This window comes from Antarctobacter heliothermus, assembly GCF_002237555.1.
GTDB lineage: Bacteria > Pseudomonadota > Alphaproteobacteria > Rhodobacterales > Rhodobacteraceae > Antarctobacter > Antarctobacter heliothermus_B.
This window is the reverse complement of record NZ_CP022540.1, coordinates 4,607,946-4,632,338: the sequence shown is the minus strand read 5'-3', so window position 1 is coordinate 4,632,338 and position 24,393 is coordinate 4,607,946. Positions and strand designations below refer to the sequence as shown.

22 protein-coding genes and 1 pseudogene are annotated in these 24,393 nt (G+C 61.0%); 16 read left to right on the top strand and 7 right to left on the bottom strand.

The genetic code is table 11. The annotated features are described in order from the left end of the window. Positions 1-9: 9 nt before the first annotated feature. Complete coding sequence (locus ANTHELSMS3_RS22020) at positions 10-921, bottom strand: LysR substrate-binding domain-containing protein (RefSeq protein WP_094036749.1); 912 nt, start codon at positions 919-921, stop codon at positions 10-12. A gap of 202 nt (positions 922-1,123) precedes the next feature. On the opposite strand from ANTHELSMS3_RS22020, the gene ANTHELSMS3_RS22015 reads away from it, so the two are divergent. The 7 genes from ANTHELSMS3_RS22015 to ANTHELSMS3_RS21985 are packed head-to-tail and all read left to right on the top strand — an operon-like array spanning position 1,124 to position 8,869. Beyond that, on the top strand, positions 1,124-2,629 hold the full coding sequence (locus ANTHELSMS3_RS22015) for an ABC transporter substrate-binding protein (protein WP_094036748.1): 1,506 nt from the start codon (positions 1,124-1,126) through the stop codon (positions 2,627-2,629). Positions 2,630-2,688: 59 nt separating this feature from the next. Further along, positions 2,689-3,603: an ABC transporter permease gene (locus ANTHELSMS3_RS22010; protein ID WP_094036747.1), complete on the top strand. Its 915-nt coding sequence runs from the start codon at positions 2,689-2,691 to the stop codon at positions 3,601-3,603. Between the two features lie 3 nt (positions 3,604-3,606). Continuing rightward, the gene (locus tag ANTHELSMS3_RS22005) at positions 3,607-4,527 is read left to right on the top strand and encodes an ABC transporter permease (RefSeq protein ID WP_094036746.1); all 921 of its coding nucleotides are present in this window, start codon (positions 3,607-3,609) and stop codon (positions 4,525-4,527) included. Further along, positions 4,520-6,148, top strand: coding sequence for an ABC transporter ATP-binding protein (locus ANTHELSMS3_RS22000; protein ID WP_094036745.1), 1,629 nt, complete (start codon positions 4,520-4,522; stop codon positions 6,146-6,148). The genes ANTHELSMS3_RS22005 and ANTHELSMS3_RS22000 overlap by 8 nt, the downstream gene beginning before the upstream one ends. Further along, complete coding sequence (locus tag ANTHELSMS3_RS21995; RefSeq protein ID WP_094036744.1) at positions 6,148-7,110, top strand: 2-hydroxyacid dehydrogenase; 963 nt, start codon at positions 6,148-6,150, stop codon at positions 7,108-7,110. Before ANTHELSMS3_RS22000 ends, ANTHELSMS3_RS21995 begins: the two co-directional genes overlap by 1 nt. After that, positions 7,107-8,147, top strand: coding sequence for a DUF475 domain-containing protein (locus ANTHELSMS3_RS21990; protein WP_094036743.1), 1,041 nt, complete (start codon positions 7,107-7,109; stop codon positions 8,145-8,147). The genes ANTHELSMS3_RS21995 and ANTHELSMS3_RS21990 overlap by 4 nt, the downstream gene beginning before the upstream one ends. A 2-nt stretch (positions 8,148-8,149) precedes the next feature. Next, a complete protein-coding gene (locus ANTHELSMS3_RS21985; RefSeq protein ID WP_094036742.1) occupies positions 8,150-8,869 on the top strand; it encodes a FadR/GntR family transcriptional regulator in 720 nt (239 codons plus the stop codon). A gap of 85 nt (positions 8,870-8,954) precedes the next feature. Here the strand turns inward: ANTHELSMS3_RS21985 and ANTHELSMS3_RS21980 are convergent, their stop codons facing one another. Together ANTHELSMS3_RS21980 and ANTHELSMS3_RS21975 are read right to left on the bottom strand one after the other, a co-directional pair. Then, a complete protein-coding gene (locus ANTHELSMS3_RS21980; RefSeq protein ID WP_094037299.1) occupies positions 8,955-9,980 on the bottom strand; it encodes a Gfo/Idh/MocA family oxidoreductase in 1,026 nt (341 codons plus the stop codon). A gap of 547 nt (positions 9,981-10,527) precedes the next feature. Next, a pseudogene (locus ANTHELSMS3_RS21975) lies at positions 10,528-11,315 on the bottom strand (IS5 family transposase). Between the two features lie 66 nt (positions 11,316-11,381). On the opposite strand from ANTHELSMS3_RS21975, the gene ANTHELSMS3_RS25675 reads away from it, so the two are divergent. The 3 genes from ANTHELSMS3_RS25675 (at position 11,382) to ANTHELSMS3_RS21960 (ending at position 13,473) form a co-directional block, all read left to right on the top strand. Then, positions 11,382-11,840: a response regulator gene (locus ANTHELSMS3_RS25675; RefSeq protein WP_157733607.1), complete on the top strand. Its 459-nt coding sequence runs from the start codon at positions 11,382-11,384 to the stop codon at positions 11,838-11,840. Positions 11,841-11,933: 93 nt separating this feature from the next. Further along, positions 11,934-13,184, top strand: a complete 1,251-nt coding sequence (locus tag ANTHELSMS3_RS21965; protein WP_094033518.1) for an IS256 family transposase — start codon at positions 11,934-11,936, stop codon at positions 13,182-13,184. Further along, positions 13,141-13,473: a hypothetical protein gene (locus ANTHELSMS3_RS21960; protein WP_157733606.1), complete on the top strand. Its 333-nt coding sequence runs from the start codon at positions 13,141-13,143 to the stop codon at positions 13,471-13,473. Before ANTHELSMS3_RS21965 ends, ANTHELSMS3_RS21960 begins: the two co-directional genes overlap by 44 nt. 21 nt (positions 13,474-13,494) lie before the next feature. On the opposite strand, the gene ANTHELSMS3_RS21955 is transcribed toward ANTHELSMS3_RS21960, so the two are convergent. Together ANTHELSMS3_RS21955 and ANTHELSMS3_RS21950 are read right to left on the bottom strand one after the other, a co-directional pair. Further along, entirely contained in the window at positions 13,495-14,925 is a 1,431-nt protein-coding gene (locus ANTHELSMS3_RS21955; protein ID WP_094036739.1) for a glutamine synthetase family protein, read from the bottom strand. Next, positions 14,925-16,241 carry an aromatic ring-hydroxylating dioxygenase subunit alpha gene (locus ANTHELSMS3_RS21950; protein WP_094037298.1) on the bottom strand — a complete coding sequence of 439 codons (1,317 nt, stop codon included), beginning with the start codon at positions 16,239-16,241 and terminating at the stop codon, positions 14,925-14,927. Before ANTHELSMS3_RS21950 ends, ANTHELSMS3_RS21955 begins: the two co-directional genes overlap by 1 nt. Positions 16,242-16,430: 189 nt before the next feature. Here ANTHELSMS3_RS21950 and ANTHELSMS3_RS21945 point away from each other — a divergent pair, with 189 nt between their 5' ends. The 5 genes from ANTHELSMS3_RS21945 (at position 16,431) to ANTHELSMS3_RS21925 (ending at position 21,276) form a co-directional block, all read left to right on the top strand. Beyond that, entirely contained in the window at positions 16,431-17,189 is a 759-nt protein-coding gene (locus tag ANTHELSMS3_RS21945) for a hydroxypyruvate isomerase family protein (protein ID WP_094036738.1), read from the top strand. A 116-nt stretch (positions 17,190-17,305) separates the two neighbouring features. Further along, entirely contained in the window at positions 17,306-18,796 is a 1,491-nt protein-coding gene (locus ANTHELSMS3_RS21940) for a UbiA family prenyltransferase (RefSeq protein ID WP_094036737.1), read from the top strand. 1 nt (position 18,797) lies between these two features. Then, positions 18,798-19,220 carry a GtrA family protein gene (locus tag ANTHELSMS3_RS21935; RefSeq protein ID WP_094036736.1) on the top strand — a complete coding sequence of 141 codons (423 nt, stop codon included), beginning with the start codon at positions 18,798-18,800 and terminating at the stop codon, positions 19,218-19,220. Continuing rightward, complete coding sequence (locus ANTHELSMS3_RS21930; protein ID WP_094036735.1) at positions 19,217-20,542, top strand: FAD-binding oxidoreductase; 1,326 nt, start codon at positions 19,217-19,219, stop codon at positions 20,540-20,542. The genes ANTHELSMS3_RS21935 and ANTHELSMS3_RS21930 overlap by 4 nt, the downstream gene beginning before the upstream one ends. Further along, a complete protein-coding gene (locus ANTHELSMS3_RS21925; protein WP_094036734.1) occupies positions 20,539-21,276 on the top strand; it encodes an SDR family oxidoreductase in 738 nt (245 codons plus the stop codon). The genes ANTHELSMS3_RS21930 and ANTHELSMS3_RS21925 overlap by 4 nt, the downstream gene beginning before the upstream one ends. Before the next feature lie 41 nt (positions 21,277-21,317). Here ANTHELSMS3_RS21925 and ANTHELSMS3_RS21920 read toward each other — a convergent pair whose 3' ends face one another. Next, a complete protein-coding gene (locus tag ANTHELSMS3_RS21920; RefSeq protein ID WP_094036733.1) occupies positions 21,318-22,349 on the bottom strand; it encodes an L-idonate 5-dehydrogenase in 1,032 nt (343 codons plus the stop codon). A 245-nt stretch (positions 22,350-22,594) separates the two neighbouring features. On the opposite strand from ANTHELSMS3_RS21920, the gene ANTHELSMS3_RS21915 reads away from it, so the two are divergent. Beyond that, entirely contained in the window at positions 22,595-24,106 is a 1,512-nt protein-coding gene (locus ANTHELSMS3_RS21915; RefSeq protein WP_198319854.1) for a winged helix-turn-helix domain-containing protein, read from the top strand. Here ANTHELSMS3_RS21915 and ANTHELSMS3_RS21910 read toward each other — a convergent pair. Beyond that, on the bottom strand, positions 24,103-24,294 hold the full coding sequence (locus tag ANTHELSMS3_RS21910; RefSeq protein ID WP_094036731.1) for a hypothetical protein: 192 nt from the start codon (positions 24,292-24,294) through the stop codon (positions 24,103-24,105). The genes ANTHELSMS3_RS21915 and ANTHELSMS3_RS21910 overlap by 4 nt on opposite strands. Positions 24,295-24,393 lie beyond the last annotated feature (99 nt).

Here is a 24,393-nt window from a genome sequence, read left to right as displayed (position 1 = left end):
AAACCGCTGCTACCGTGCGTCCCGCAGCACGTCGGCGATGATGTCTCGCATCCGGTTAGACAGCGGCGTGTCCCGCCTGCGGGGGCCGATGGTCAGGTACAGCGTGGATCGCAGGCGGTCCGGTGTTTCAATCTCACGGAAAGTGAGGTTGCTCATTTGCACGGCCAGCGACGAGCGTGGCACAAGCGATACACCGATGCCGCTGTTCACGCAGGACAGGATGGTCATGGTCTGGCTGACTTCCATCACAATTCTCGGCGTGATGCCCAGGCCGATGAACAGCACCTTGTGTTGTTCGCACAAGTACCCGCCACGGTCGGCGGAATATCCGACAAAGCGCAATCCATCGAGGTCGGCAATCTCTGGCGCCGGGGATCGGGCCAGCGGATGATCGGACGGAACGGCCAGGACAAAGGGTTCGCTGACCACTTGCAGGCTTTCGATTTCTGCATGCCGCCGCGAGGTGCGGGTCAATCCCATGTCCAATTGGCCGGACCGAAGCGACTGGATGATTTCATAGCTCATCATCTCGATGGGCTTAAAGTTCACATCGGGCAGGTGCTCCATGACAGCACATGCGATGCGGGGGACAAAGTTGATGCCCGCCGAGGGAACAAACCCAAGCGCCACGTCGCCGGCCTCGCCGCGCGCGGCTTGTCGCGCCACCAGCACCGCCAGTTCGGCCTGCTGCAAAAGGCTGTTGGCGCTGACCAGAAAACTTGCCCCGGCGGACGTCAGTCGAACTTCGCGGCTTGTGCGGAACAAGAGCACCTCTCCGACAGCGTGTTCCAGCAGTTTGATCTGCCGCGACAGCGGCGGCTGGGTCATGTTCAGCCGCCCAGCCGCGCGCCTGAAATTCAGTTCTTCGGCCACTGCAACGAAGCAGCGCAACTGAAACAGTTCATACGAGGATGTGCCCATGTTGCGGCCTCCGAAGAAAAAGTGCGGACTGTTAGTCTGATACAAGATTTGGATCGTATCAATCCAAGGTTGGAACGTTGGCTTTGAATTTGCATCGTATACTCAACGGAACATCGGAACGATCTTTGGATCGGAAACCGGTGAACCGGGACGACGGGGGGAGGAACCCGTCTACCGGAACAAGGGAATAGGGAGGAAAACCATGACCCATATTGTTGGCCGCATTTCTGCGGCTCTACTCGCCACAACCATTGCCGGGACCGCGCTGGCGCAAGATACCTCGGTGACCATCGTCCTGTCCGAGGAACTGGACATTGTCGATCCATGTGAATCGTCACGCTCCAACCTTGGTCGGGTGCTCTTGCAAAACATCTCGGAGACCGTGACGGAGCTGGTGCCCGGCTCTGGGCTTCAGCCGCGCCTTGCGGTCAGCTGGGAGGACAAGGGCGACGGCACATGGCGGTTCAAACTGCGTGAGGGAGTCACCTTTTCGGACGGCACAGCACTGGATGCCGGCGATCTGGCCCACTCCATCGCCCGCTTTCAGGGCGACGCGATTAGCTGTGAGATCGGCGCCAAGTTCTTTGGCGGGATCGATCTGACGACGGAGGTCATCGATGACACTACCATCGACATCACCGCGGATCCGGCACAGCCGATTTTGCCGCTGTTGATGTCCACCGTGACGGTTGTCCCGTCGGAAACGGCAATGGATTCCTTTGTCGAAACGCCTATCGGCACCGGCCCCTTTGTCTGGGAAGAATACGCGCGCGGCGAATATATCAAGTTGTCGGCAAACGATAGCTACTGGGGCGAAACCCCGGCTGTCACCGGCGCGACCTATCTGTTCCGGTCAGACAGCGCGGTCCGGGCGGCCATGGTCGCCGCAGGCGAGGCGGACATCGCGGCGAACATCGCGCTTCAGGATGCCACCGATCCGGCGATGGATTATTCCTATCCAAACTCGGAGACCGTCTACATGCGGCCGGATACGCACACCGCGCCGTTGGATGACGTTCGAGTGCGTCAGGCATTGAACTATGCCATCGACCGCGAAGCCTTTGTCGGTACCATCCTTGCGAACGGCACCCTGTTGGCCACCGGTCTCACACCACCGTCGACCATCGGGTATAACACGGATCTAGAGCCTTACCCCTATGATCTGGAAAAGGCCAAAGCCCTGCTGGCCGAAGCCGCCGCTGACGGCGTTCCGGTGGACACCAAGATCACCCTGATCGGCCGTATCGGTAACTATGGCAACGTGCTGGAGACAATGGAGGCGAGCCTGTCCATGTGGCAGGAAGCCGGGTTCAACATGGAACTGCGGATGGTCGAGGTCGCGGAATGGCTGGACCACTATTCCCAGCCTTTTGCCGAGGGCCGTGGCCCGGAAATCGTCAATGCACAGCACGACAACGCCAACGGTGATCCGGTGTTTTCGATGTACTTCAAGTATGCTTGTGACGGGCTTCAGTCGGCAACTTGCGACGAAACACTGGAAGGTCTGATCGCGGATGCCACCGCCCTTACCGGCGCGGATCGCGAAGCAAAGTGGAGCGAGACGTTCAAGTACATCCAGCAGGATCTGGTTGCTGATGTCATGTTGTTCCACATGGTGGGGTTCAGCCGCGTCAACCCGCGTCTGGAGTTTACTCCGACAATCCGGACCAACTCGGAACTTCAGCTGAGCCAGGTTGGCTTTAAGTAAACCACATAGAGCCGGGGGGCGGATGCTGTCCGTCCCCCGTGCCACAGGGGCTGATCACCATGAAATCCTTTTTGGGAAAACGCGCTGTTGCCAGTGCCATATCGCTTGTCGGGCTGGTGATCCTGGTCTTCTTTCTCAGCCGTCTGACGGGCGATCCCACCGACTTGTTCCTACCTGAACACGCCAGCCAAGAAGCGCGCGACAAATTTCGCGCCATTCATGGGCTGGACCAACCGCTGATCATCCAGTTCTTTTCCTATTTGGGGGACCTGCTGCGCTTTGACTTTGGCGAGTCCGTGCGTCGGTCCGAACCTGCTATCGATTCCGTGTTGCGCGGGTTTGCTTGGACTTTGCAACTGGGTGCGGTGACCATGTCGCTGGTGACAGTGGCAGCCATTGTCGTTGGGTCACTAGCAGCATTTCATGTTGGCGGTTTCTTTGACCGGGTCGCGACGTTCTTTTCCCTGATCGGGGCCAGCGCACCGGATTTCTGGATCGCAATCGTCGCCATCGTGGTTTTTTCGGTCAATCTGGGTTGGCTGCCAACGTCAGGAACCGGCACAATCTGGCACTGGGTCATGCCGGTATCCGTCCTGTTCATCCGGCCGTTTGGGTTGATCTTGCAGGTGGTGCGCGGGTCGATGATTGCCGCGCTCAATTCGGCTTATGTCAAGACCGCCCGCGCCAAGGGCGTTCGCAACCGACCGATCATCTTTGTCCATGCCTTGCGCAACGCGTTGTTGCCGGTGATCACCGTGCTTGGTGATCAGACCGCAGCCATTCTCAACGGCGCGGTGGTGGTCGAGACGATCTTTGGCTTTCCGGGGATCGGCAAGCTGATGATTGATTCAATTCTTCAACGTGACTTCAACGTGATCCTGGCCGCGATCATGGTGACGGCCTTCGCGATCTTTCTCATGAACGTGCTGATCGACATCCTGTACACCGTGCTTGATCCGCGCATCCGGTACTGACCCATGACCCCGACAGACAGCAAGACCGCTCCAGACGCCCCGCCTGCCTATATTTCGATGCTACGAATGCTCTGGCGGGACAAATTTGCCTTTGTCGCCGCCGTTTTCCTGCTGATTGTGATCTTCTTCGCGATTTTCGGACCGATGCTGCTTGAAGAGGTCGCCACCAAGCAAAACCTGCGCGGGCGCAATGCTCCGAGTTTTGATTTTTCCAGACCTTGGGTCTATTGGCTTGGGGCTGATGCGCTGGGCCGTCCGCTGTTGGCGCGGATCATCGTCGCGGCGCAAAACACCATCATGGTGGCCGCCGGCGCGGTGTTCTGCTCGCTCACGATCGGCACATGTCTGGGACTGATCGCAGGGTATACGTCGCGCCTGCCAAGCCAGATCATCATGCGTCTGGCCGACATCATCATGTCTTTCCCGTCGCTGCTTCTGGCGGTTCTGGTGCTGTACATGCTGCCGCCTTCGGTCTTCAATCTGGTGATCGTGCTGGCGATCACCCGTCTGCCCGTTTACCTGCGCACCGCCCGGGCCGAAGTGCTGGAGGTCCGCGAACGCATGTTCGTACAGGCCGCCATCGTCATGGGGGCCAGCGGGTCGCGTATCGTGTTCCGCCATATCCTGCCGGTCATCCTGCCGACGGTCCTGACCATCGCCACGCTGGATTTTGCGCTGGTCGTTTTGGTCGAAAGCTCGCTGTCGTTCCTTGGGATCGGTATTCAACCGCCCGAAATCACTTGGGGCCTGATGGTGTCTCAGGGGCGCCCCTATCTGACCAGCGCGTGGTGGCTTAGCTTTTGGCCCGGACTGGCGATTGTCCTGACCACGCTCAGCCTGAACCTGCTGTCGAACTGGATGCGCACCGCACTGGACCCGGTCCAGCGCTGGCGGCTGGAAATGCGGAGGAAAAAGAATGGCTGATCATCTTCTGGAGGTGCGCGGCCTATCGGTCGATTTTCATACCGCACAAGGCACCGTTCACGCGGTACGTGACGTGCATTGGCATCTTGACCGGGGTGAATGCCTTGCCATTCTGGGCGAGAGCGGATCAGGGAAATCGGTTTCTGCCTCTGCGATCATGAACCTGATCGACTGCCCACCAGGGGAAATCGTCTCTGGCGAGATCCTGTTCGACGGGCGCGATTTGCTGAAGATGAGCAATGAAGACCGCCGCCAATTGAACGGCAAACGCATTGCGATGATCTTTCAGGATCCGCTGAGCCACCTGAACCCAGTCTACAAGGTGGGCTGGCAGATCGAAGAGATCATGACCGCCCATGGCACACCACGAGATCAGGCCCGCGCGCGGTGTTTGGAACTGCTTGAACGGGTCGGCATCCCTGATTTTGCCAACAAGGTCGACGCCTATCCCCATCAGTTTTCTGGCGGTCAACGACAAAGGCTGATGATTGCCATGGCGTTGGCGCTGAAGCCTGACATTCTGATTGCGGATGAACCGACGACTGCTCTGGATGTGACGGTTCAGGCCCAGATCTTAGCGCTGTTGGACGAGTTGCAGCAGGAAACCGGCATGGGTCTGTTGCTGATTACCCATGATCTGGGGGTTGTGGCAGAGGTGGCTGACCGGGTCGTCGTGATGAACTCGGGCCAGATCGTCGAAACCGGCAGTGCGTCCGACGTCTATGCCAACCCAAGGCATCCCTATACGAAAAAGCTGATCGGTGCAGTGCCCGGGTCGGGTGAGATCACCGCCCCGCTTGATACCGGGATCACTCCGATCCTTGAAATCAACGGCTTGACCAAACATTTCGGCGCATTTGTGGCGCTGGACAACGCCAGCCTGACCGTCCTGCCCGGGGAAACCGTCGCCGTTGTGGGCGAAAGCGGGTCAGGCAAGTCGACCCTGGCCAAGACGCTGTTGCGGCTAGAGGACGCGACCTCGGGTGAGGCGCTGTGGCAGGGACGCGATCTGGTGACCATGCCGCCGAAAGAGCTGTTCGCGCTGCGCCGCGACATCCAGATGGTGTTTCAGGATCCTACGCAATCGTTGAACCCGAGGATGACGGTCTATGACATCGTGTCCGAGGGGTTTGCCATCCACCCCGAGATCCTGCCAAAAGCGCAGTGGAAGGACCGCGTGCGCGATCTGTTGGATCAAGTCGGCCTTGAGGCGGGGCATATGCACCGCTATCCGCACCAGTTTTCCGGCGGTCAGCGACAGCGCATTGCAATCGCCCGGGCGCTGGCGCTGGAGCCAAAGCTGATCGTCTGCGACGAGGCGGTTTCGGCGCTGGACGTGTCCATTCAGGCGCAGGTGATCGACCTGCTGACCGGTTTGCAGGACGCGCTTGGCCTTAGCTATCTGTTTATCGCCCATGATCTGCCTTTGGTGCGGGATTTTGCGCATCGGGTGGTTGTCATGCAGGGCGGGCGAATTGTTGAACAAGGGCCAGTGGCGCAGATCTTTGACGCGCCGCGAATGGAATACACCCGAAACCTGATGGCCGCGTCGTTGCACCCCGATCCGGCTGTTCAGGCGGAACGCCGCCGTGTGCGGCTGGCAATGCAAGAGGCATCGTGATGAGCAGACCTGACGTGATGATTTTCGTCCCCCCGCGCGACAAGGCCATGGCCCAGTTGGAGGCCGCCTATACTCTGCACCGGCTGGATCAGGCGGACGACCGCGCGGCGTTTTTGCAGGAACACGGACCGCGCTGCACCGGGGTCGTGACCAACGGGCATGCCGCCCTGACCCGCGCCGATCTGGAGCATTTGCCAAACCTTGAGATTGTCGCCTGTTCCTCTGCCGGTTTCGAAAGCATTGACGATGCGGCCCTGCGTGACCGGGGGATTGCCCTTACAAACAGTTCCGACGCGCTTTGTGACGATGTGGCCGATGTCGCGCTGCTATTGACGCTGGCCTGTCGCCGACAGTTGGTGCCGGCCCATGCGTATGTCAAAACGGGTGACTGGGGGCGCGACGGCATGTTCCCTTTGCTGTCGTCGATCAAGGGTAAAAAGGCCGGTATCCTCGGCTTAGGTACCATCGGGCAAGCCATCGCAGATCGGCTGGAGCCGCTAAAGGTCGAGCTGGGCTATACCGCGCGCAGCGTCAAACCTGTGGCCTATCAGTATTTCGAAAACGCGACTGCACTGGCGGCTTGGTCGGACATCCTGATCGTTGTCGTTCCCGGCGGTCCAGAGACCGAAGGAATGATCAACGCCTCCGTGCTGAACGCGCTTGGCCCCACGGGCACGCTGATCAATGTCGCCAGAGGCAGCGTCGTGGACGAAGCCGCCTTGATCGCCGCCTTGTCTGATGGCCGTCTGGGCAGTGCAGGGCTGGACGTTTATATGAATGAACCCAACCCCGATCCGGCACTGACGGGCCTGCCCAATGTGACCCTGTACCCGCATCACGCCAGCGGAACGGTCGAGACGCGCGATGCCATGGCGCAAACGGTGGTCGACAATCTGGCGGCGCATTATGCCGGCAACCCTCTGGTGACGCCTGTGTTTGGACGGTCGGGACGCGCTTCATGACGCCCTTGATGTCCTATTTCCGCTGGCCGGTGGGGCTGACGCTTGCCGGGTTGGTTCTTGCAGGTTGGCTGGGTTGGCGCACGACGGGCACTGCAAGCGGGGCGCTGTCCTTTTTCATGATCGGCGCAATTCTGGCGGTTCTGGAAATCTCGCTCAGCTTCGACAATGCCATTGTGAATGCCAACAAACTCAAGGACATGACGCCGGTCTGGCAGCGCCGTTTCCTGACATGGGGCATTCTGATTGCGGTGTTCGGGATGCGCATCGTCTTTCCGCTGGCGGTGGTCGCCATCGCCGGTCGGATGGGCCCGATAGAGGCTGTTTTTCTGGCGGCGCGTGAACCACAGGAATACGCCCACATCATGGACGAGGCACATCTGTCGATCTCGGCTTTTGGCGGCACCTTTCTGATGATGGTGGCTCTGAACTATTTCATTGATCAGGACAAAGACGTGGACTGGCTGCGCGCCGTCGAGAGCCGCCTGCGGGACTGGGCAGCGATCCGGGGTCTGGAAGTGGCGCTTGTTCTGGCTATTGCGCTGGGCTTTTCGCTGGCCTTGCCGGGCCACAAGGGCGCAGAGTTCCTGTTTGCTTCGGTCTGCGGATTGCTGACTTTCCTCGCAGTCGAGTTGGTCGGCCATATCCTCGATTCCGCAGAGGATGCCCGCACCGCCGCCGCCTCTGGTGGGCTGGGGGCGTTTTTGTATCTCGAAGTGCTGGACGCCAGCTTTTCCTTTGATGGGGTCATTGGCGCTTTTGCCCTGACACAGAACCTGTTCCTGATCGCCATCGGGCTTGGCATAGGTGCGTTTTACGTCCGCGCCATGACTCTGATGCTGGTCGAACGCAAGACGCTTGCCCAGTTCCGTTACCTTGAACACGGGGCGTTTTACTCCGTACTTGTGTTGTCGCTGGTGATGTTCACACAGGCGCTTGTCCATATCCCGGAGGTCATCACCGGCCTTGTCGGGGCCTGCTTGATCGGCCTGTCGCTGTTGGCGTCAATCCGGTACGAACGTTCAGTCAAGGGAGGCTGAAGATGGTGCAACCGATGACCCGCCGCGCGCTTTGGATGCACAAGATTGCCGAACAGATCGAGCATAGCATCTTGGCGCGTATCACCGACGGGACACTGGCCCCGGGAACCTCGCCGGGTAAGCGCGACGTGTTGGCAGCGGATTTCGTGACATCCGGATCCGTGGTCGATCTTGCGCTGGAGAGCCTGTCGGCTGCCGGGCACCTTGAACAGGGTCCGGATGGGACATTGGTGGTTACAGCTGGTCCGCAACCGTCACGCCAGTTCGAGATCCCCACCGCGGACAGGCTGGAAGACGTGCAGGCCATTCTGGAGATGCGTTTGGGACTGGAAACAGTTGCCGCCGCCCTTGCCGCTGAACGCCATTCCGCGGCTCAACTCGGACAAATACGCAAGGCCATGGCTGACTATGAGGCAGCGGCGACAGAAGGGCAGGGCGCGGCGCAGGCGGATTTTCGGTTCCACCATGCTATCGCGGCGGCCAGCGGCAATGCCTATCTGTCGGATCTTCTTGACCATCTGGGCCCGTTGCTGATCCCGCGCATGCGCGTGGCCCTGCCGGGGTCAGCCTCTGAAACCGGGGATGCCAACCTGCAAAGGTCGATCGAGGAACATCGCAAAATCGTGGACGCGATTGCGGCCCGCAAACCGGATGACGCCGACAAGGCTATGGACCTTCACCTGAACAGAGCGCTAGGCTTGATCCGGCAGTTGCAGCGGTAGCGCCTGATGCGACTGCCGGGTCGAGGCTGCTCGGGCGGTCCTTTGGAGCCTGTGTAAGGCGCCGATATCTTAAAGGTGTATGGTTTTACGCCAGGGTTCCTTTGGCGGTTGCGTAGAACAGCGGCTGGTTGATCATTTCGATGGGCTGCTTCATGCCCGACTTCAGCGCTTTTACCCCTGCCTCTGCGATGAGTGAGGCGCAATAGCCGTCCCAACAGTCCGAAGCGATTTCAGGGAAAACATCGGTTTCGACAAAGGCGGCAAAGCTACGGTTTTGACGGACATAGGCCTCATGATACCGCCCTCGCCAATCGCCGTCGTAGCGCGTGGACGACGCCAGACGAATATCTGTCCGGGTGTAGGCGACGTTGTTCATCGTGATGCTTCCCGCTTCTCCAACAAGCTCGGCGCGGACATCGTAGCCATAGGCTGCGTTGTTGTTGATCTCAATTGTCACAAGCTGGCCGTCGGCCGTGTCCAAAACCATCACCACAGGGGCGACACGGTCGTCAGAGCGCCGGGGCTGATGCGCAGTGATCGAGGTGAGTTCGGTGCCCAGAACATGCCGAACGACGTCAAATTCATGCGGGGCTGAATTGGTGATCGCCATCGCCCCGGTAAAATTCGCGGCGGGTGTTTCAACGTTGCGGTGAAAGTTGTGCATCATCAAGGCGCGCCCCAGATCGCCGCTGGCGAGGGCGGCGCGCATCTCGACATATGACTGGTCATAGCGCCGCATGAAGCCCAGCATCACATGCCGCACACCAGCGGCCTGTTCAGCCTGCATCACCTCCAGACATTCGGCAGAACTTTGGGACAATGGCTTTTCGCACAGCACGCGTTTGCCCGCCGCGATACAGGCCCGCGACAGCGGGGCATGGGTGAAATCTGGGGAGGCGACGATCACCGCGTCTACGTCCGCGCGGGCGATGACGCCCTCTGGATCACTTTCCGTGTCTTTGGCACCGCAGGCGTCTGCCACGGATTTTGCTCTGGCTGCGTCCATATCGCAGACGACCTGCAGTGTCGCGCCGGGCATGTCTTTGGCCACGATCCTCGCATGGTCCGCGCCCATCAACCCTGCACCGATGATGGCAATTCGTATACTCAAGATTGTCTCCATTTGTACGGATCGCCCCGAGGTCGATCCGATAGCCTCCCTGCGGGTTCGCCTTTCGGCTGTTTCAGTGTGCCGGTCTGGCGGATGCCCGTCATGCGATTTCTTTTTCCCAACGAGTGGGGCGGTGGACCCCGGAAAATGTCTTGATCAGCGGCGACTTGCTGGCTCAGTTGCGCCCCCCAGCAGGAGGTAACTTTCCCCTTGCGTGATGGCGCCACCCCCTCCCCCGACGATTTTGCCGCCTTGGGTTATGATCTCGTGACCCGTCTCGCTCTGCTATCGCCGGGACTCTCACCAAACTTTCTTCACTTTAAAGGTGCCCGTGACCGAGAGATCAGCCTGACGTTGATCGAGGCCAAGAGAGCCGATTCCGGTGCGAGTGCGCCCCGAGTAGCGTTGGGGTTTGCAATCAACCATTCAAAAAGCATGCGATCGCGTAAGCGGAAAGCTCTTGGCCTGGACCCAAAGAGGTGCATGGCATTCGCCCTTGTGTACCTCTCCAGACGGCCATCGCGGTCCAATGGACCGGAAGCCTAGGTCATGTTGACAAATGACGCACCCAAAGCCGGATTGACGTTATGTCGATGATGCCGAGGAACCTCTCGGCGGTTTTGTCGCAACGGGTTGCGACACGGCGGGCGTTCTTCATCTTATTGAAGCACCGTTCAACCATGTTGCGAAGCTGGTAGAGCGAGTGATCCACTCCGACCCGCATTCTGCGCGATTTCCGCATGGGGATCTGAGGCAGGATATTGCGCTTTTCCATAGTTTTGCGAATGCGATCAGCGTCATAGCCGCGATCCGCCAGAAGAGCCGCCGGCTCAGGCAGGTTGTCCGCCATGACCATGTCAAAGCCAAGATAATCGGATGTTTGACCCGGTGTTATTTCAGACCTCATTGGCAGTCCTGCCGCGTGGACGCGGAGGTGGATTTTGGTCGTGAACCCACCTCTTGAGCGGCCAAAACCCGGTCGCGGAGTCCCCCTTCAGCGCCCGCTGCCTAATGGTGAGCGCGGATTACGGTGCTGTCGACCATTTGGAGGGCGTCCGGCACCGCTCCACAATGGTTCAGGCCCTCAAGAATGTCCTCCCACAGGCCTGAAAGTGTCCAACGTCGGAATTGCCTGTAGACGCTCGGCCATTTGCCGAATTCTTCCGGCAGGTCCCGCCACGGCGATCCGGTCCGGGCGATCCAGAAAATCCCATCCAGAACAATGCGATGATTGGTTGGCTTACGTCCGTTCGGGGCACGTGCAGCAAGGATGAAATGCTCAAAGAACGCCCATTCGCCGTCCGCCATCAGGTCTCGTGCCAAGCTGGTCTCCATAGCAGATACCAGCTTGAATCACGTCAGGGCCACACTGTGAATCCCTTTTGGCAACACGGCCTAGCGATGCACCAAACACCGAGCGGCCCGACGGCTGGCCCGACGGCCCTAGGTGATTTGCCTGAGGAGAAGGCGCGCTATCACGAGGCTTCGACCGCTTACGAACGCACCAACGGGTTTGACATCCTGATCTTGGACGACAGCCGTTTTGACCAAAGCAGGATCATACGCGACTGCCAGAAGACCGGGTTGCCGGTAAGGTCATGGACTGCCGTGGATATTCCGGAGTTTGAAAGTGCGTTGGACGAACGCGCCTATGACGTGGTTTTTATCGATTACCTGCTACCGCATGGCAACGGGTTGCACGCCCAGCGGATAGTTCAGAACCACCCGATGAACTTTGGCGCGGCGATTGTCATGATCTCGTCAGAGATGCGCACGGATGTCGCCGTGGCGTCGATGAAGAAGGACTCTCTGGATTGTCTCGACAAGGATGCGCTGAGTATCGACAAACTGCGCGAGTGAGATATGCGCGAAAGTTGGTGATGCCCTGAGGGGCGACATATCATGGCGGTGTCGAAGCGCCGTCAATTCTCAACCGAGAAAGGGATATGCCACATGCAAGAGAATACCATCACCCAGCTATCTGATCCATCCGGGATTTCGCCGGACCCGCTGACCGACCTCATCCGGGACGGCGCGCGCAAGCTGATCGAGCAGGCGATTGAGGCGGAACTGTCCACGCTGCTTGGCGCCTTTGCCGATCACAAGCTTGAGGATGGTCGCGCAAGACTGGTTCGTCATGGGCACCTGCCCGAGCGTGAGATTTTGACCGGTGTCGGGCCTGTTGCCGTGACGGTGCCGCGTGTGCGGGACCGCAAGCCGGGCACGGACAAGATCGCGTTCACGCCCAGCATCCTGCCGCGGTATCTGCGCAAGGCAAAGTCGGTCGAAGAGCTGCTGCCCTGGCTTTACCTGAAGGGCGTGTCCACCGGCGATTTCAGTGAGGCGCTTGCCGCCCTGCTGGGGCCACACGCCAAGGGCCTCTCGGCCACTACGATCACGCGGCTGAAAGCGGACTGGTGGTCCGAGTACGAGGCCTGGGAAAAGCGTGACCTCGGCACCCGGCGGTTTCTCTACATCTGGGCCGACGGCGTCTATTTCAAGCCGCGAAGGGCCGAGGAAAAACAATGCGTTTTGGTGATCGTGGGTGCGGATGAATACGGCCGCAAGGAGCTGCTGGCCATGACCGACGGCTTCCGCGAAAGCACTCAGAGTTGGCGCGAGGTTCTGCTCGATCTCAAACGCCGCGGACTGAAGCAGGATCCCAAGCTCGCCATAGGCGACGGCGCCCTGGGGTTCTGGGCGGCACTGCGCGAGGTCTTCCCCTCGACACAGGAGCAGCGGTGCTGGCTCCACAAAACCATGAACGTGCTCAACGCGCTGCCGAAATCGGTGCAAGCCAAGGCCAAGGCGCACCTGCACGACATCTGGCAGGCCGAAACCCGAGCCGCGGCGTCGGCCGCCTTCGACTTCTTCGTCGATGCCTACGGCGTGAAATGGGACAAGGCAGTCGCCAAGTTGGTCAAGGATCGGGATGCACTACTGACCTTCTACGACTACCCGGCCGAACACTGGAAACACATCCGGACGTCAAATCCGATCGAGAGCACGTTCGCCACCGTCAGACACAGGACGAAACGCACCAAGGGCTGCCTCAGCCGCAAGACTGGGCTCGCCATGGCTTTCCGGCTGATGATGTCTGCTCAGACGAAATGGCGAAAACTCGACGGGCGGAATCGCCTCCCGGAGGTCATCAGCGGGGTTGAGTTCCGCGACGGCGTCCGCCAACTTCAAAACGCCGCCTGATCACGCGTCACCAACTTCTGCGCATATCTCGCGCGAGTTGATGATTGCCTCTGCCAAGATATTCGCCGAAACATCCCGACCCTGGATCGGAGAATTGCTGGCGCAACAAAGAGTTCAGATTGCGCAGGATGTCGCCAAGGTGATCCGGGATGAGATGGAATTTGGACGTTTTGTTGATACGATAGACAAACGAATTGTCGATACCCTCGCGGCGCGAAGTTTTTCCGACGCCGAAAATTTGAATTTTTCGTATCTGTTTGATGGTGATGAACCAATGAAGTTTCGCTGATCCCGTAATGGGAATTCAGCACTAAAATGCGGTGAAATACTCCGCTTGCTCCCATTCGGACACTGTGGCCAGATAGCGGTCCCATTCAGCCTGTTTCAACCGGATCAGGTAATCCTGCGTCTCGGTGCCAAGCGCAGTCCGGTACATGGAGGACGTCGCAAATGCCTCGATTGCGGCCCCTAGCGTTTGGGGCAATGCACCTGCGGTTTCGTCATAAGGATTGACCAACGGCAGTGGCGCTTGACGCCCGGATGTGATCCCGTCAAGCCCGGACAAGATCTGGAATGCCAGCGCGAGATACGGATTGGCCGTGCTGTCGGCGACCCGGTTTTCGACCCGGCTGGCGACGTCACCAAACACCACCAGCGCGCGCAGCATCGCGCCGCGGTTATCCCGCCCCCACCCCACGCGGGAAGGTGCCAGTTGGAAGGGCGTAAATCGTTTGTACCCGTTCACTGTGGGCGTCGTGGCAATGCAAGAGGCCTGCGCGTGGGCCAACAAGCCGCCAATCCATGCAGACGCGGTTCCTGTCAGCGCGTCAGTTTTCTCGGGCGCAAAAAGGTTGCGCCCCTCCAGATCCGTCACGCTTTGATGGATGTGCCAGCCATTGGCTACGGCATTTTCCAGCCGGGGTTTGGCCATGAAGGAGGCAAGATACCCGTCGCGTGCACAAATCTCCTTGACCAACGTCCGAAATAGCACAGCGCGGTCTGCCGTCGTGATGGGATCGGCGGCCTCGAAGGTGAATTCGAACTGACTTGGTCCCATCTCTATTTCGACGCTGAGCACCGGCAGTCCTATGGATTCGGCCCCGCGTCGCACCTTGTCGAGCAAAGGTTCGGCGGCGTCATACCGGGTCTCTGTCAGATATTGCCATCCTTGGTTGACACCGCGCGTCCGTGGCGGGCGCGGCGGCATTGTTGCATCCACATGTTCGCGGGCCGCATCAACCAGCTCAAAAACCTGGAACTCTACCTCAAGCCCCATGACCGCCCGTAGGCCGCGGGCCCTCAGCCGGTCCACGGCAGTTTGCAGGATTGTGGGGGTGTCAAAGGGAATCGCCGCCCCGTCAGGGTGTAGCACGCGGCACAGCATCATCGCGGAATGCGGCGCGTGCGGCAGAGGTGCAAACGTCTCTGGACGCGGCACAAGCAGCACGTCGCTGGCGCCGGTCATCGGGGCATCGCCCGTGTCTGACCAGATCGGAAACACGGTGCGGTGTGAGATGTCCTTCAGCAACAAGGTCGACGGAGCGCGCAGCCCTGAGGAAAACGCCCCGACCAAAGCGCGCCGCGTCAATGTCTTGCCGCGCAGGATGCCATGCGCATCGGCAAAGACCATGCGCACCGTCTCAATCCCCTCAGCCTCAACGCGGTCCAGCACGTCGACCGCCGCCGATGGGTCAATCAAGCCGTCACAGGCCAGCCGCCCCGCCGCAATCTGCGCCCGCATCAGAGCTTGGCGTCCCAAGGGCAGGCGGCGCGGCGCTCGGCGTCGGCGCGCAGGCTCGCGGCCTCCCAGTCGGCGCTGTCGGCAATGGCGTCGTTAGACAGCGGCCCGGCGAGGGCCGCCACGTCCGCTGCGCCGCGCATCGGCAATGACGCCTCATCACCGTCCTCCAAGGCTGCGATGGCGGCGCGTAGCATCCGGCGATAACGAATAATGCCGACATCGGTCTTGCCCAGATGTTCCTGCGTCCGATCCTGAATGCGCCCCATGCTTTCGACCGCCCATTGGTCATGGACGTTGATGTCCAGCCCCATACCGGTATAGGTCTCGCGCGCTTGTTCGGCGGGGTCATAGCCATAGTCGTTGCGCTTGTTCTTTAGTGGGGCGTAATCTGGCAGGCGATGCTCTTTCAGGCGTTGTTCGCGCATCAGTTCCTTGTTCACCGGCTGGGTGAAGCTGGTGAACATCGAATACCAGTAACACGTCTCGTCATCGATCGGCACATGCCACTGGGTGATCGTCATTTCGCGGCTCATCGGAATGCAGATCGCCTGCGGAAAGATCTGGTTGGTCACCCGGACATGGGTCAACCCGTTTTCCATGGCGCGCAGGGCGGTCAGCTTGAGGCCAAAATCCGTCTCATCCACGCGGATCTCAGGGCGGGGATAATCGCGCAGCAGCTTTGTCATCGGGATATTGGTGTCGGCAGCACTGTCGCGGAATTGCTTTCCATAGCTGTCCTTGGGGTCTTCGTCCTGTAGGAAGCGATGCAGGAAAGAGGCGTGCGCCGGGTCGATCCCGACCTCCATTGCCTGTAGCCAGTTACACTCCCACAGCCCCTTGAAGGCAAAGACATGGGTGCCGGGTGCGCGAAAACAGTCGAAATTCGGAAAGGGTGGCGGATCGCCTGGGCCGAGATAGGCAAAGATGATGCCATTCTTTTCGACCACCGGATAGGCGGCGGTGCGGATCTGTTCGTGCATCCGGCTGCCTTCGGGTTCGCCCGGTTGTTCGATGCATTGGCCGGTGCGGTCAAAGTGCCAACCGTGAAACGGACAGCGCAGCCCGTTGTCCTCACGCCGACCGTAACACAGGTCTGCGCCCCGATGCGGGCAATGCCGCCCGATCAACCCCAGCGCACCGTCGTTGTCGCGGAACAGGACCAGTTGTTCGCCAAGCAGAGTGACGGGCACCACGGGGCGTGGTCCGGCAAGTTCGTCGCTGAGAGCGGCGGGCTGCCAATAACAGCGCAGCACCTCCCCTGCCGGCTGACCCGGGTTCACGCGGGTCAATTGGTCGTTAAGCTCTTGGCTGATCATGTTTGTCTCCCCCACGCCGCCGATTTTTCGGTGACGCCACTCCGTCCTCATCAGGCGGAGTTTGGGGCGCGCGTGCATGTGACGTCAAGGCGATCGCGCCGATGCAGTGCGGGCGGCTGTTCATTGGGCGCATGCCATGACTATATGCCGGCGGGCGTCTGAGTTTGCGGCGCGTGATAGGAGGTGACGATGCCCCGTTTTTCGGCCAATCTTGGGTTCTTGTGGCAAGAACTTCCGTTGCCAGATGCGATCCGCGCAGCAGCGCGCGCCGGATTTGACGCGGTCGAATGCCATTGGCCGTACGAGGTCCCTGTGGCTGACGTGCAGGCCGCGTTGTCCGACACAGGGCTGCCGATGCTGGGGGTGAACACCAGCTGCGGACGAGAGGGGGAGTTTGGGCTATCCGCGCTGCCCGGGGAGGGGACGCGCGCGCGGGCCTCTGTCGATGAGGCCATCGCCTATGCCGAGGCGACAGATGCGCGGGCGATACATGTCATGGCGGGGGTGGCGCAAGGTCCGGCGGCGCATGAGGCGTTTCTGGAAACGCTGGCCTATGCCTGCGCCCAAACTGATCGCACCGTTCTGATAGAGCCGTTGAACCGCTACGATGCGCCGGGGTATTTCCTGCGCGACACCGGGCAGGCGCAGGACATCCTGACCACGTTGGGCGCGCCCAACGCAGCGTTGATGTTCGATTGCTACCATGTGGCGCGGACCGAAGGCGATCTGCTGACGCGATCAACCGATCTCTGGCCGATCATCGGCCATATCCAGTTTGCTGCCGTTCCGGACCGGGGGGCGCCGGATCACGGGGAAATCGCCTACTCCGAGGTATTTGAGGCCATCGACCGAATGGGCTGGCCGCACCCGATAGGCGCCGAGTATATTCCACAGGGGGCGACAGAGGCATCGCTGGACTGGATGCAAACGATAGGGGGCAGGGCTTGACCCGCGCGGGTCTGTGGCGCGTCGGACACATCTCAAGAGCGCCGCATTCCTACCTCGACGGCACAGACCCGCTCTTTTAGACTGTCGGCAAAACAGACACCTGAGCAGGCAGCAGTATGTTAACGCAAGAGACAGCAGGCGGTCCGGACGAAGAGTCCGACCGGGCAGGGGACGTCCCGTATCATGCCCAAGACTTGCCGATCCTTGTTGTCGATCTTGACGGCACTCTGTTGCGCAGCGACATGCTGTACGAAAGTTTTTGGACCGCGTTTGGACGAGACTGGACCGTGGCGTTGACGGCTGTCCGGACGCTGGGTCATGGGCGGGCGGCGCTCAAGCAGCGGCTCGCCGAAACCGCGCGTCTGGAACCCGCGACCCTGCCGTTTGACCAGCAGGTGTTGGGCTATATAGAGGCGTGGCGCGCCAAAGGTGGCCGCACAGCCCTTGTCACCGCCTCGGACCAATCGCTGGCAGAAGTGATTGCCGATCACCTCAAGGTGTTTGACGAGGTCCATGGCTCTGACGGCAACCGTAACCTTAAGGGGCAGACCAAGGCCGACTTTCTGACCGGGCGTTTCGGGGCGGGCGGGTATGTCTACATGGGCGACAGCGCCGCAGACCTGCCGGTCTGGCAGCAGGCCGCAAAGGCCGTCACCGTCAACGCCTCCGCCCGCCTGCGCGTCGCGGCAGAGGCCGTCTCGACAGAGGTCGAACATCTGACCACCGTGCCGCAGAGTATACGGCCTTACGTCAAGGCGTTGCGCCCGCATCAGTGGCTCAAGAACATCCTTGTCTTTCTGCCTATGTTGGCGGGGCATCAGTTCAATGCGGCGACGCTGGCGTTCGCGGTTGCGGCCTTTATCGCCTACAGCCTGATTGCCTCCAGCGTCTATGTGGTCAACGACATGACCGACCTGAACGCGGATCGGGCCCACCCGCGCAAACGAAAGCGCCCCTTTGCTTCTGGTGCGGTACCGCTGTCACACGGGATGATCATGGCGGCGGCGCTGTTTCTGTTGGGGGCCATAGTATCACTATCTGTGGGCTTGTCGTTTTTTGCCGTGGTCTGCGGCTACTTTGTCCTGACAACAGCCTATTCACTGCACCTGAAACGCAAGATGGTGATCGACATCTGCGTTTTGGCGGGGCTGTATACCATGCGCATCGTCGCAGGCGCCGTGGCGACCGGCATCCCGCTGTCGGTCTGGATGCTGGCCTTTGCCATCTTTTTCTTCCTGTCGCTGGCGGCGGTCAAACGACAGGCCGAACTGGTCGACAGCGCCCGCCGAGGCACGCTGCGTGCGCGCGGTCGCGGCTACAACGTGGGCGATCTGCCGATCATCACCATGATTGCCATTGCCGCCGGATATGTCTCGATCCTGGTGCTGGTGCTTTATCTCGACTCGCCGGATGTCATCGTGCTGTACAAGGCGCCGATCATGCTGTGGGGCATCGGTCCGGTGCTGTTGTACTGGATCACCCGGACCGTCATGACGGCGCACCGGGGCCACATGCACGACGACCCGCTTGTCTATGCGGCCCGTGACCGGACCAGTCAGATTTGCATGGTGCTTAGCCTGGGGTTCGCCATGGCGGGGACAATGTAACATGTCACGACAGGCCCTGATCCTGCGCTACGCCGGGTTTGCCGTTCTGGCGACCTTGGCAAATCTGGGCGTGCAACGCCTCGTTCTGTTGGGCGGTGACAGTGGCATCGTTTTCGCGCTGGCCGTAGGTACTGGCACATTGGCCGGTTTGGTGGTGAAATACGTCCTCGACAAGCGGTGGATCTTTTTCGATGACGCCACCGGGTTGCGTGCGCATGGGCGCAAGTTCACGCTGTACACCGTCATGGGCATCGTCACGACGGCGATCTTCTGGGGAACCGAGACCGCCTTTTGGCTGATCTGGCACACCGATGCCATGCGAGAGACGGGCGCGGTGATTGGCCTCATGGTCGGTTACGTCATCAAGTACAATCTGGACCGGCGGTTTGTCTTTACGAACGCGCGTCTAGGAGCCACGCCATGAAACTGACCGGATGGGGCCGCTTTCCCGTTGTCGAAACACAGCTGCGCGCACCGCGCGATGTCGCGGCGTTGCAGGCCATGGTGACCGGCGATGAGCCTGTCATCGCGCGCGGCAATGGGCGGTCCTATGGTGACAGTGCTGTGGGCACGCATACCACGCTGGATATGCGCCACTTTGACCACATGCTGTCGTTTGACGCTGAAACCGGCGTGCTGGTGGCTGAGGCCGGTGTGCTGTTGGGGGATGTGATCGACGCCTTCTTGCCGCGCGGCTGGTTTCCGATGGTCACGCCGGGCACAAAATTTGTCACGCTGGGCGGGGCGATTGCCGCGGATGTGCACGGCAAGAACCACCATGTCGACGGCAGTTTTGGGACCTGTGTCGACTGGATTGACCTGATGGGACCGGACGGGCAGATCCGCCGGATCTCACGCGACGACGACGCCGATCTGTTCCGCCACACGTTGGGCGGCATGGGGCTGACCGGGGTGATTGTCCGCACCGCCATCCGCCTGCGTCCGGTCGAAACGGCCTGGATCAACCAGACAACATTGCCCGCGCCGGACCTAGGGACCGCGATGGACCTCTTTGAGCAGCACGCGCATGTGCCCTATTCGGTGGCCTGGATCGACTGCATGAGCCGGGGCGCGCATCTTGGCCGCTCTTTGGTGATGTTGGGGGACCATGCAAAGCGCGCCGATCTGGACGCCAAGAAAGCTCGGACGCCGCTGGATGCCGGACACAAGGGCGCGCTTTCGGTCCCGTTCGATTTTCCCGGTTTCGCGCTGAACCGTTGGTCGGTGCGCGCCTTCAACGAGCTGTACTACCGTGTCGGCGCATGGAAACCGACCAAGGCGCTGGTGGATTGGGATACCTATTTCTACCCGCTGGACGCCGTTTTGAAATGGAACCGCATCTATGGCCGCCGGGGTTTTGCCCAGTTCCAATGTGTCCTGCCGCTGGACACCGCCCGCGCCGGACTGACGGAGTTGCTGGAGGCGATTGCCGAGGCCGGGGCAGGCTCTTTTTTGGCCGTCCTGAAACGCTTTGGCCCGCAGGACAGCGCGTTTTCCTTCCCGATGGAGGGGTATACGCTGGCGCTCGATTTCCCGATGAAGCCGCATACGCTGCCCCTGCTGGACCTGCTGGATGCCATCGCCGTCACCCATGGAGGACGGTTCTATCTGGCCAAGGACAGCCGGATGCGCCCCGATACCCTGCGCGAGGCCGACAGCCGCGCCGATGAATTTGAGGCGCTGCGCGAGGCGCGCGGCCTCAAGGATCACTTCGCCTCTGCCCAATCCGAAAGGCTATCGCTTTGACCGCACTCCCCGTCCTCATCCTTGGTGCCCGTTCGGACATGGGGCTGGCCATTGCCCATGCCTTTGCCGCTGCGGGTCACCCGATCCAGCTTGCCGCGCGCGGGTCTGCGGGGCTGGAAACAGCGCGGACCGACCTTGCCCTTCGTCACGGGGTAGAGGTCACGCTGCATGACTTCGACGTGCTGGACCGCGATGGGTTCGATGGCTTCCTTGGCGGATTGCCCAACCTGCCCGAGGTCGCCGTCAGCGTTGTCGGCTATATGGGGGAGCAGGCAGAGAACGAGCAGGATCTGGCGCAGGCCGCCCTCGTCATGCGCACCAACTACGAGGGGCCCGCTGGTATCCTTGCCCTGCTGGCCAATCGGTTTGAGGCGCGCGGATCGGGCACGCTTGTCGGGGTCAGCTCTGTCGCCGGGGATCGGGGGCGGGCCACGAACTATGTCTACGGCTCCGCCAAGGCGGGGTTCATCGCCTTTCTGTCGGGGTTGCGCAACCGGCTGGCGAAAAAGGGCGTGCATGTGGTCACGGTGCTGCCGGGCTTTGTGAACACCGCCATGACCGAAGGACTGGACCTGCCCGAGAAACTGACCGCCGAGCCGTCAGAGGTGGGCGCGGCGGTGCTGAAGGCCGTGCAGAAGGGGCGCAACGTGATCTACGTGCGCCGTATCTGGTGGCTGGTCATGGCGATCATCCGCAACATCCCCGAAGCTGTGTTCAAAAAGCTGAAGCTGTAGTCAGGATGCCCGTCCCGGGCTTGCCCCGGGACCTTCACTTGTCATGAAAACCGGATTTGGGCCTTCATTGCCTGGGTTCGATCAGAGGCCAGTTTGAATCCGTCTTCGGCCTGATCCAGACCTACCTCATGAGTGATCAGCGGTTTCACGTCGATCCGCCCCGACCGCATCAGATCCACGGCGGTAAAGAACTCTTCGTGAAAGCGGAACGACCCGCGCAGTTGCAATTCCTTGGCGGTGAGCGCCTGCACCGGCAGGGTCATGTCGCCGCCCAGACCCAGTTGCATGATGATCCCGCCGGGGCGCATCGCGGGGATCGCCGCGATCAAGGCTGGTGCCGCGCCCGAGCATTCGAACAACACGTCGATCTGGCCTTTGTCGGCGGTATAGGCGGACAATCCGTCGGGGGTTGTGCCCATGTTGACCACGCGGTCCGCGCCGACCTGTGTGGCCATCTTCAGCGTGAAATCGGTCAGGTCTGTCGCCACGATCTCTGCCGCGCCTGCGGCGCGGGCGACCAGCACGGCCAGCGCGCCGATGGGGCCGCAGCCTGTCACCAGCACCCGTTTGCCCAGCAGATCGCCCGCCCGTTTGGCGGCGTGGAGGACAACCGCGAGGGGTTCTGCCATCGCGGCCTCACCGGCGGTTAGGTCATCGGCGGGGGCGCATTGGGCCACGTCGGCGACGAGATATTCGCGAAAGGCACCCTGAATATGGGGGAAGGGCATGGCGGAGCCGTAAAAGCGCATGTTGAGGCAGTGATTGGGTTGGCCTGCGTGGCAAAAGCGGCAGGCATGGCAGGGGCGCGAGGGGGAGACGGCGACGCGTTGGCCGAGGGCCAGCGAGGTGACGTTTGGGCCTAGCGTTTCGATCTTGCCCGCGACTTCGTGGCCGAGGATCATCGGCTCTTTCAGGCGAACCGGGCCGAAGCCGCCTTGATGATAATAATGCAGGTCAGAGCCGCAGATGCCCCCGGATTCGAGCCGGATCAGGACCTGACCGGGGCCGGGCGTGGGCATGTCTTTCTCTTCGATCCTGAGGTCATGCGCGCCGTGGGCGACGATGGTTTTCATGTGGGCTCCTCCCGCGAGTCTGGCAGTCATGATGGGGCCGGGACAGGGTGTTGTCGAGGGGGGTGTCCACGCGTGGACAGGTTAGGGGGAATGCCAGATCAAGGGGTTACAAGGACGTTTTTACGGACTCTTAACTTTTGCCGTCACAAAAGGGGCTCGGCGCGGACTTGCGAGACAGGCCGGTGTTGACCCATAGTCATCCGGAACTCCAGCCGGGACAGACCCGGACAAAGGTGGTTGATCCGGTGACACTGAGCATTCTGCACGATCAGCGGGTCGTCCTGTTGGACGGAGAGGAGATCACGCTGGGCGCGCGGGCCTTTGACGTTCTGGCGTATCTGGTCGAACACGCCGAAAGGGTGGTGTCCAAGGCCGAACTGCTGGATGCGGTCTGGGCGGGGCTGATGGTCGAGGAAAGCAACCTGACCGTGCAGATCGCCGGGCTGCGCAAGGCGCTGGGCCGTGAAACGATCAAGACGGTGCCGGGGATCGGATACCGCTACATCGTTCCGGACAGCGGAACCGACGAAGCCACCCCCGAGCCGGTCAAGACACTGCCGGTGCCGGACATTCCGTCGCTGGCGGTGCTGCCCTTTGCCAATCTGACCGGATCGGAGGACCGCGACTACCTTGTCGATGGCATCGTGAACGAGGTCATCATGGCGCTGTCACGGGTGTCGGGCTTTTTCGTGATCTCCAGCACGTCGAGTTTCAACTACAAGGGGCGCAGTATCGACCTGTCAGAGGTCGGGCGGGAACTGGGCGTGCGCTATGTGCTGGAGGGCAGCATCCAGCAGGCGGGCGACCAGATGCGCATCTTTACTCAATTGGTCGAGGCGGAAACCGGGCATACGCTGTGGCGGGACCGCTTTGACGGGTTGGCCAGCGAGATATTCGAGTTGCAAGACCGGGTGGCGGAACATGTCGCCGCCGCGCTGCAACCGCGGCTGATCTGGGCCGAGGCCGCGCGGGCACAGGCCAAGCCGACCGACAGCCTTGCCGCCTATGATCTGTGCCTGCGCGCCGCGCCGCTGGTCTACCGGCAGAATACGCTGGACAGCTTGATCGAAGGGCTGGACCTGCTGCGGCAGGCGCTGGCGCTGGATCCGGAGTATTTGCAGGCCAAGGCACTGATTTGTTACGCCCATACCGGGGCGGTGGCGACGCGCTGGTGGACGTTTGAGCAGGCGCGGGCCGCGCTGCCGCTGGCGCACGAGGTGCTGGACGCCAACCCTGAAGACCCGCTGGCGCTGGCCTATTGCGGGCATTACATCGCCTATGTGGGCGGCGAGACGCGGCGCGGGTTGACGGCGTTGCAGCGGGCCAAGGTGCTGAACCCCAATTCAGCCACGGTGGCGATGCTGCTGGGTTGGGTTCACAACTATCTCAGCGAAAACGAGGCGGCGATTGCGGAACTGCGCCGGGCCCGCCGGATCAGCCCGCTGCATCCGGATATCGGGGTCATTACGGCGGGCATCGGCAATGCGTTGTTCCAGATGGGCAAGATTGACGAGGCGGCGGCGCAGTACGAACAGGCGTTGAGCGAATACCCCGAGTTTGCGACCATTCATCTGGGTTTGATGGGGATCTACTGGGCGCTGGGCCGCAAAGAAGAGTCGGCCCGGATGGCAGAGATCCTGCGCCGCAAGGCACCGGACACGACGATTTCCAATTTTCGCAAGAACCGGCCACAGGACAATTCCGCCTACATCGAGGCGATTGCCGCCGCGCTGGAGGGCAACGGCTTTCCACCTTAGCGCAGCAGGCGGTCGACGGCGGCGCGAGCCTCGGCGCGGCGTGTCTGGGCGGCGAGGATCTGTTCGGGCGATTTGTGTGGGCGGTTGGTATGGCGGTTGGATTGGCGGGTCAGGATGGCGCAGATCAGTCCGGAAAAGGTGAAAGGGGCGGTTGTTGTCGGGCGGGTCTGGATCTGAAGAAAGGCCATGATGTGCTCCTGCGTTTGACTGGATCGTTGGATTGATCCTGTCACGCAGGGGCCGGTGCGGTCCTGAAGCGGGTGTTAAACGTTGTTAAGCCGTTCCGA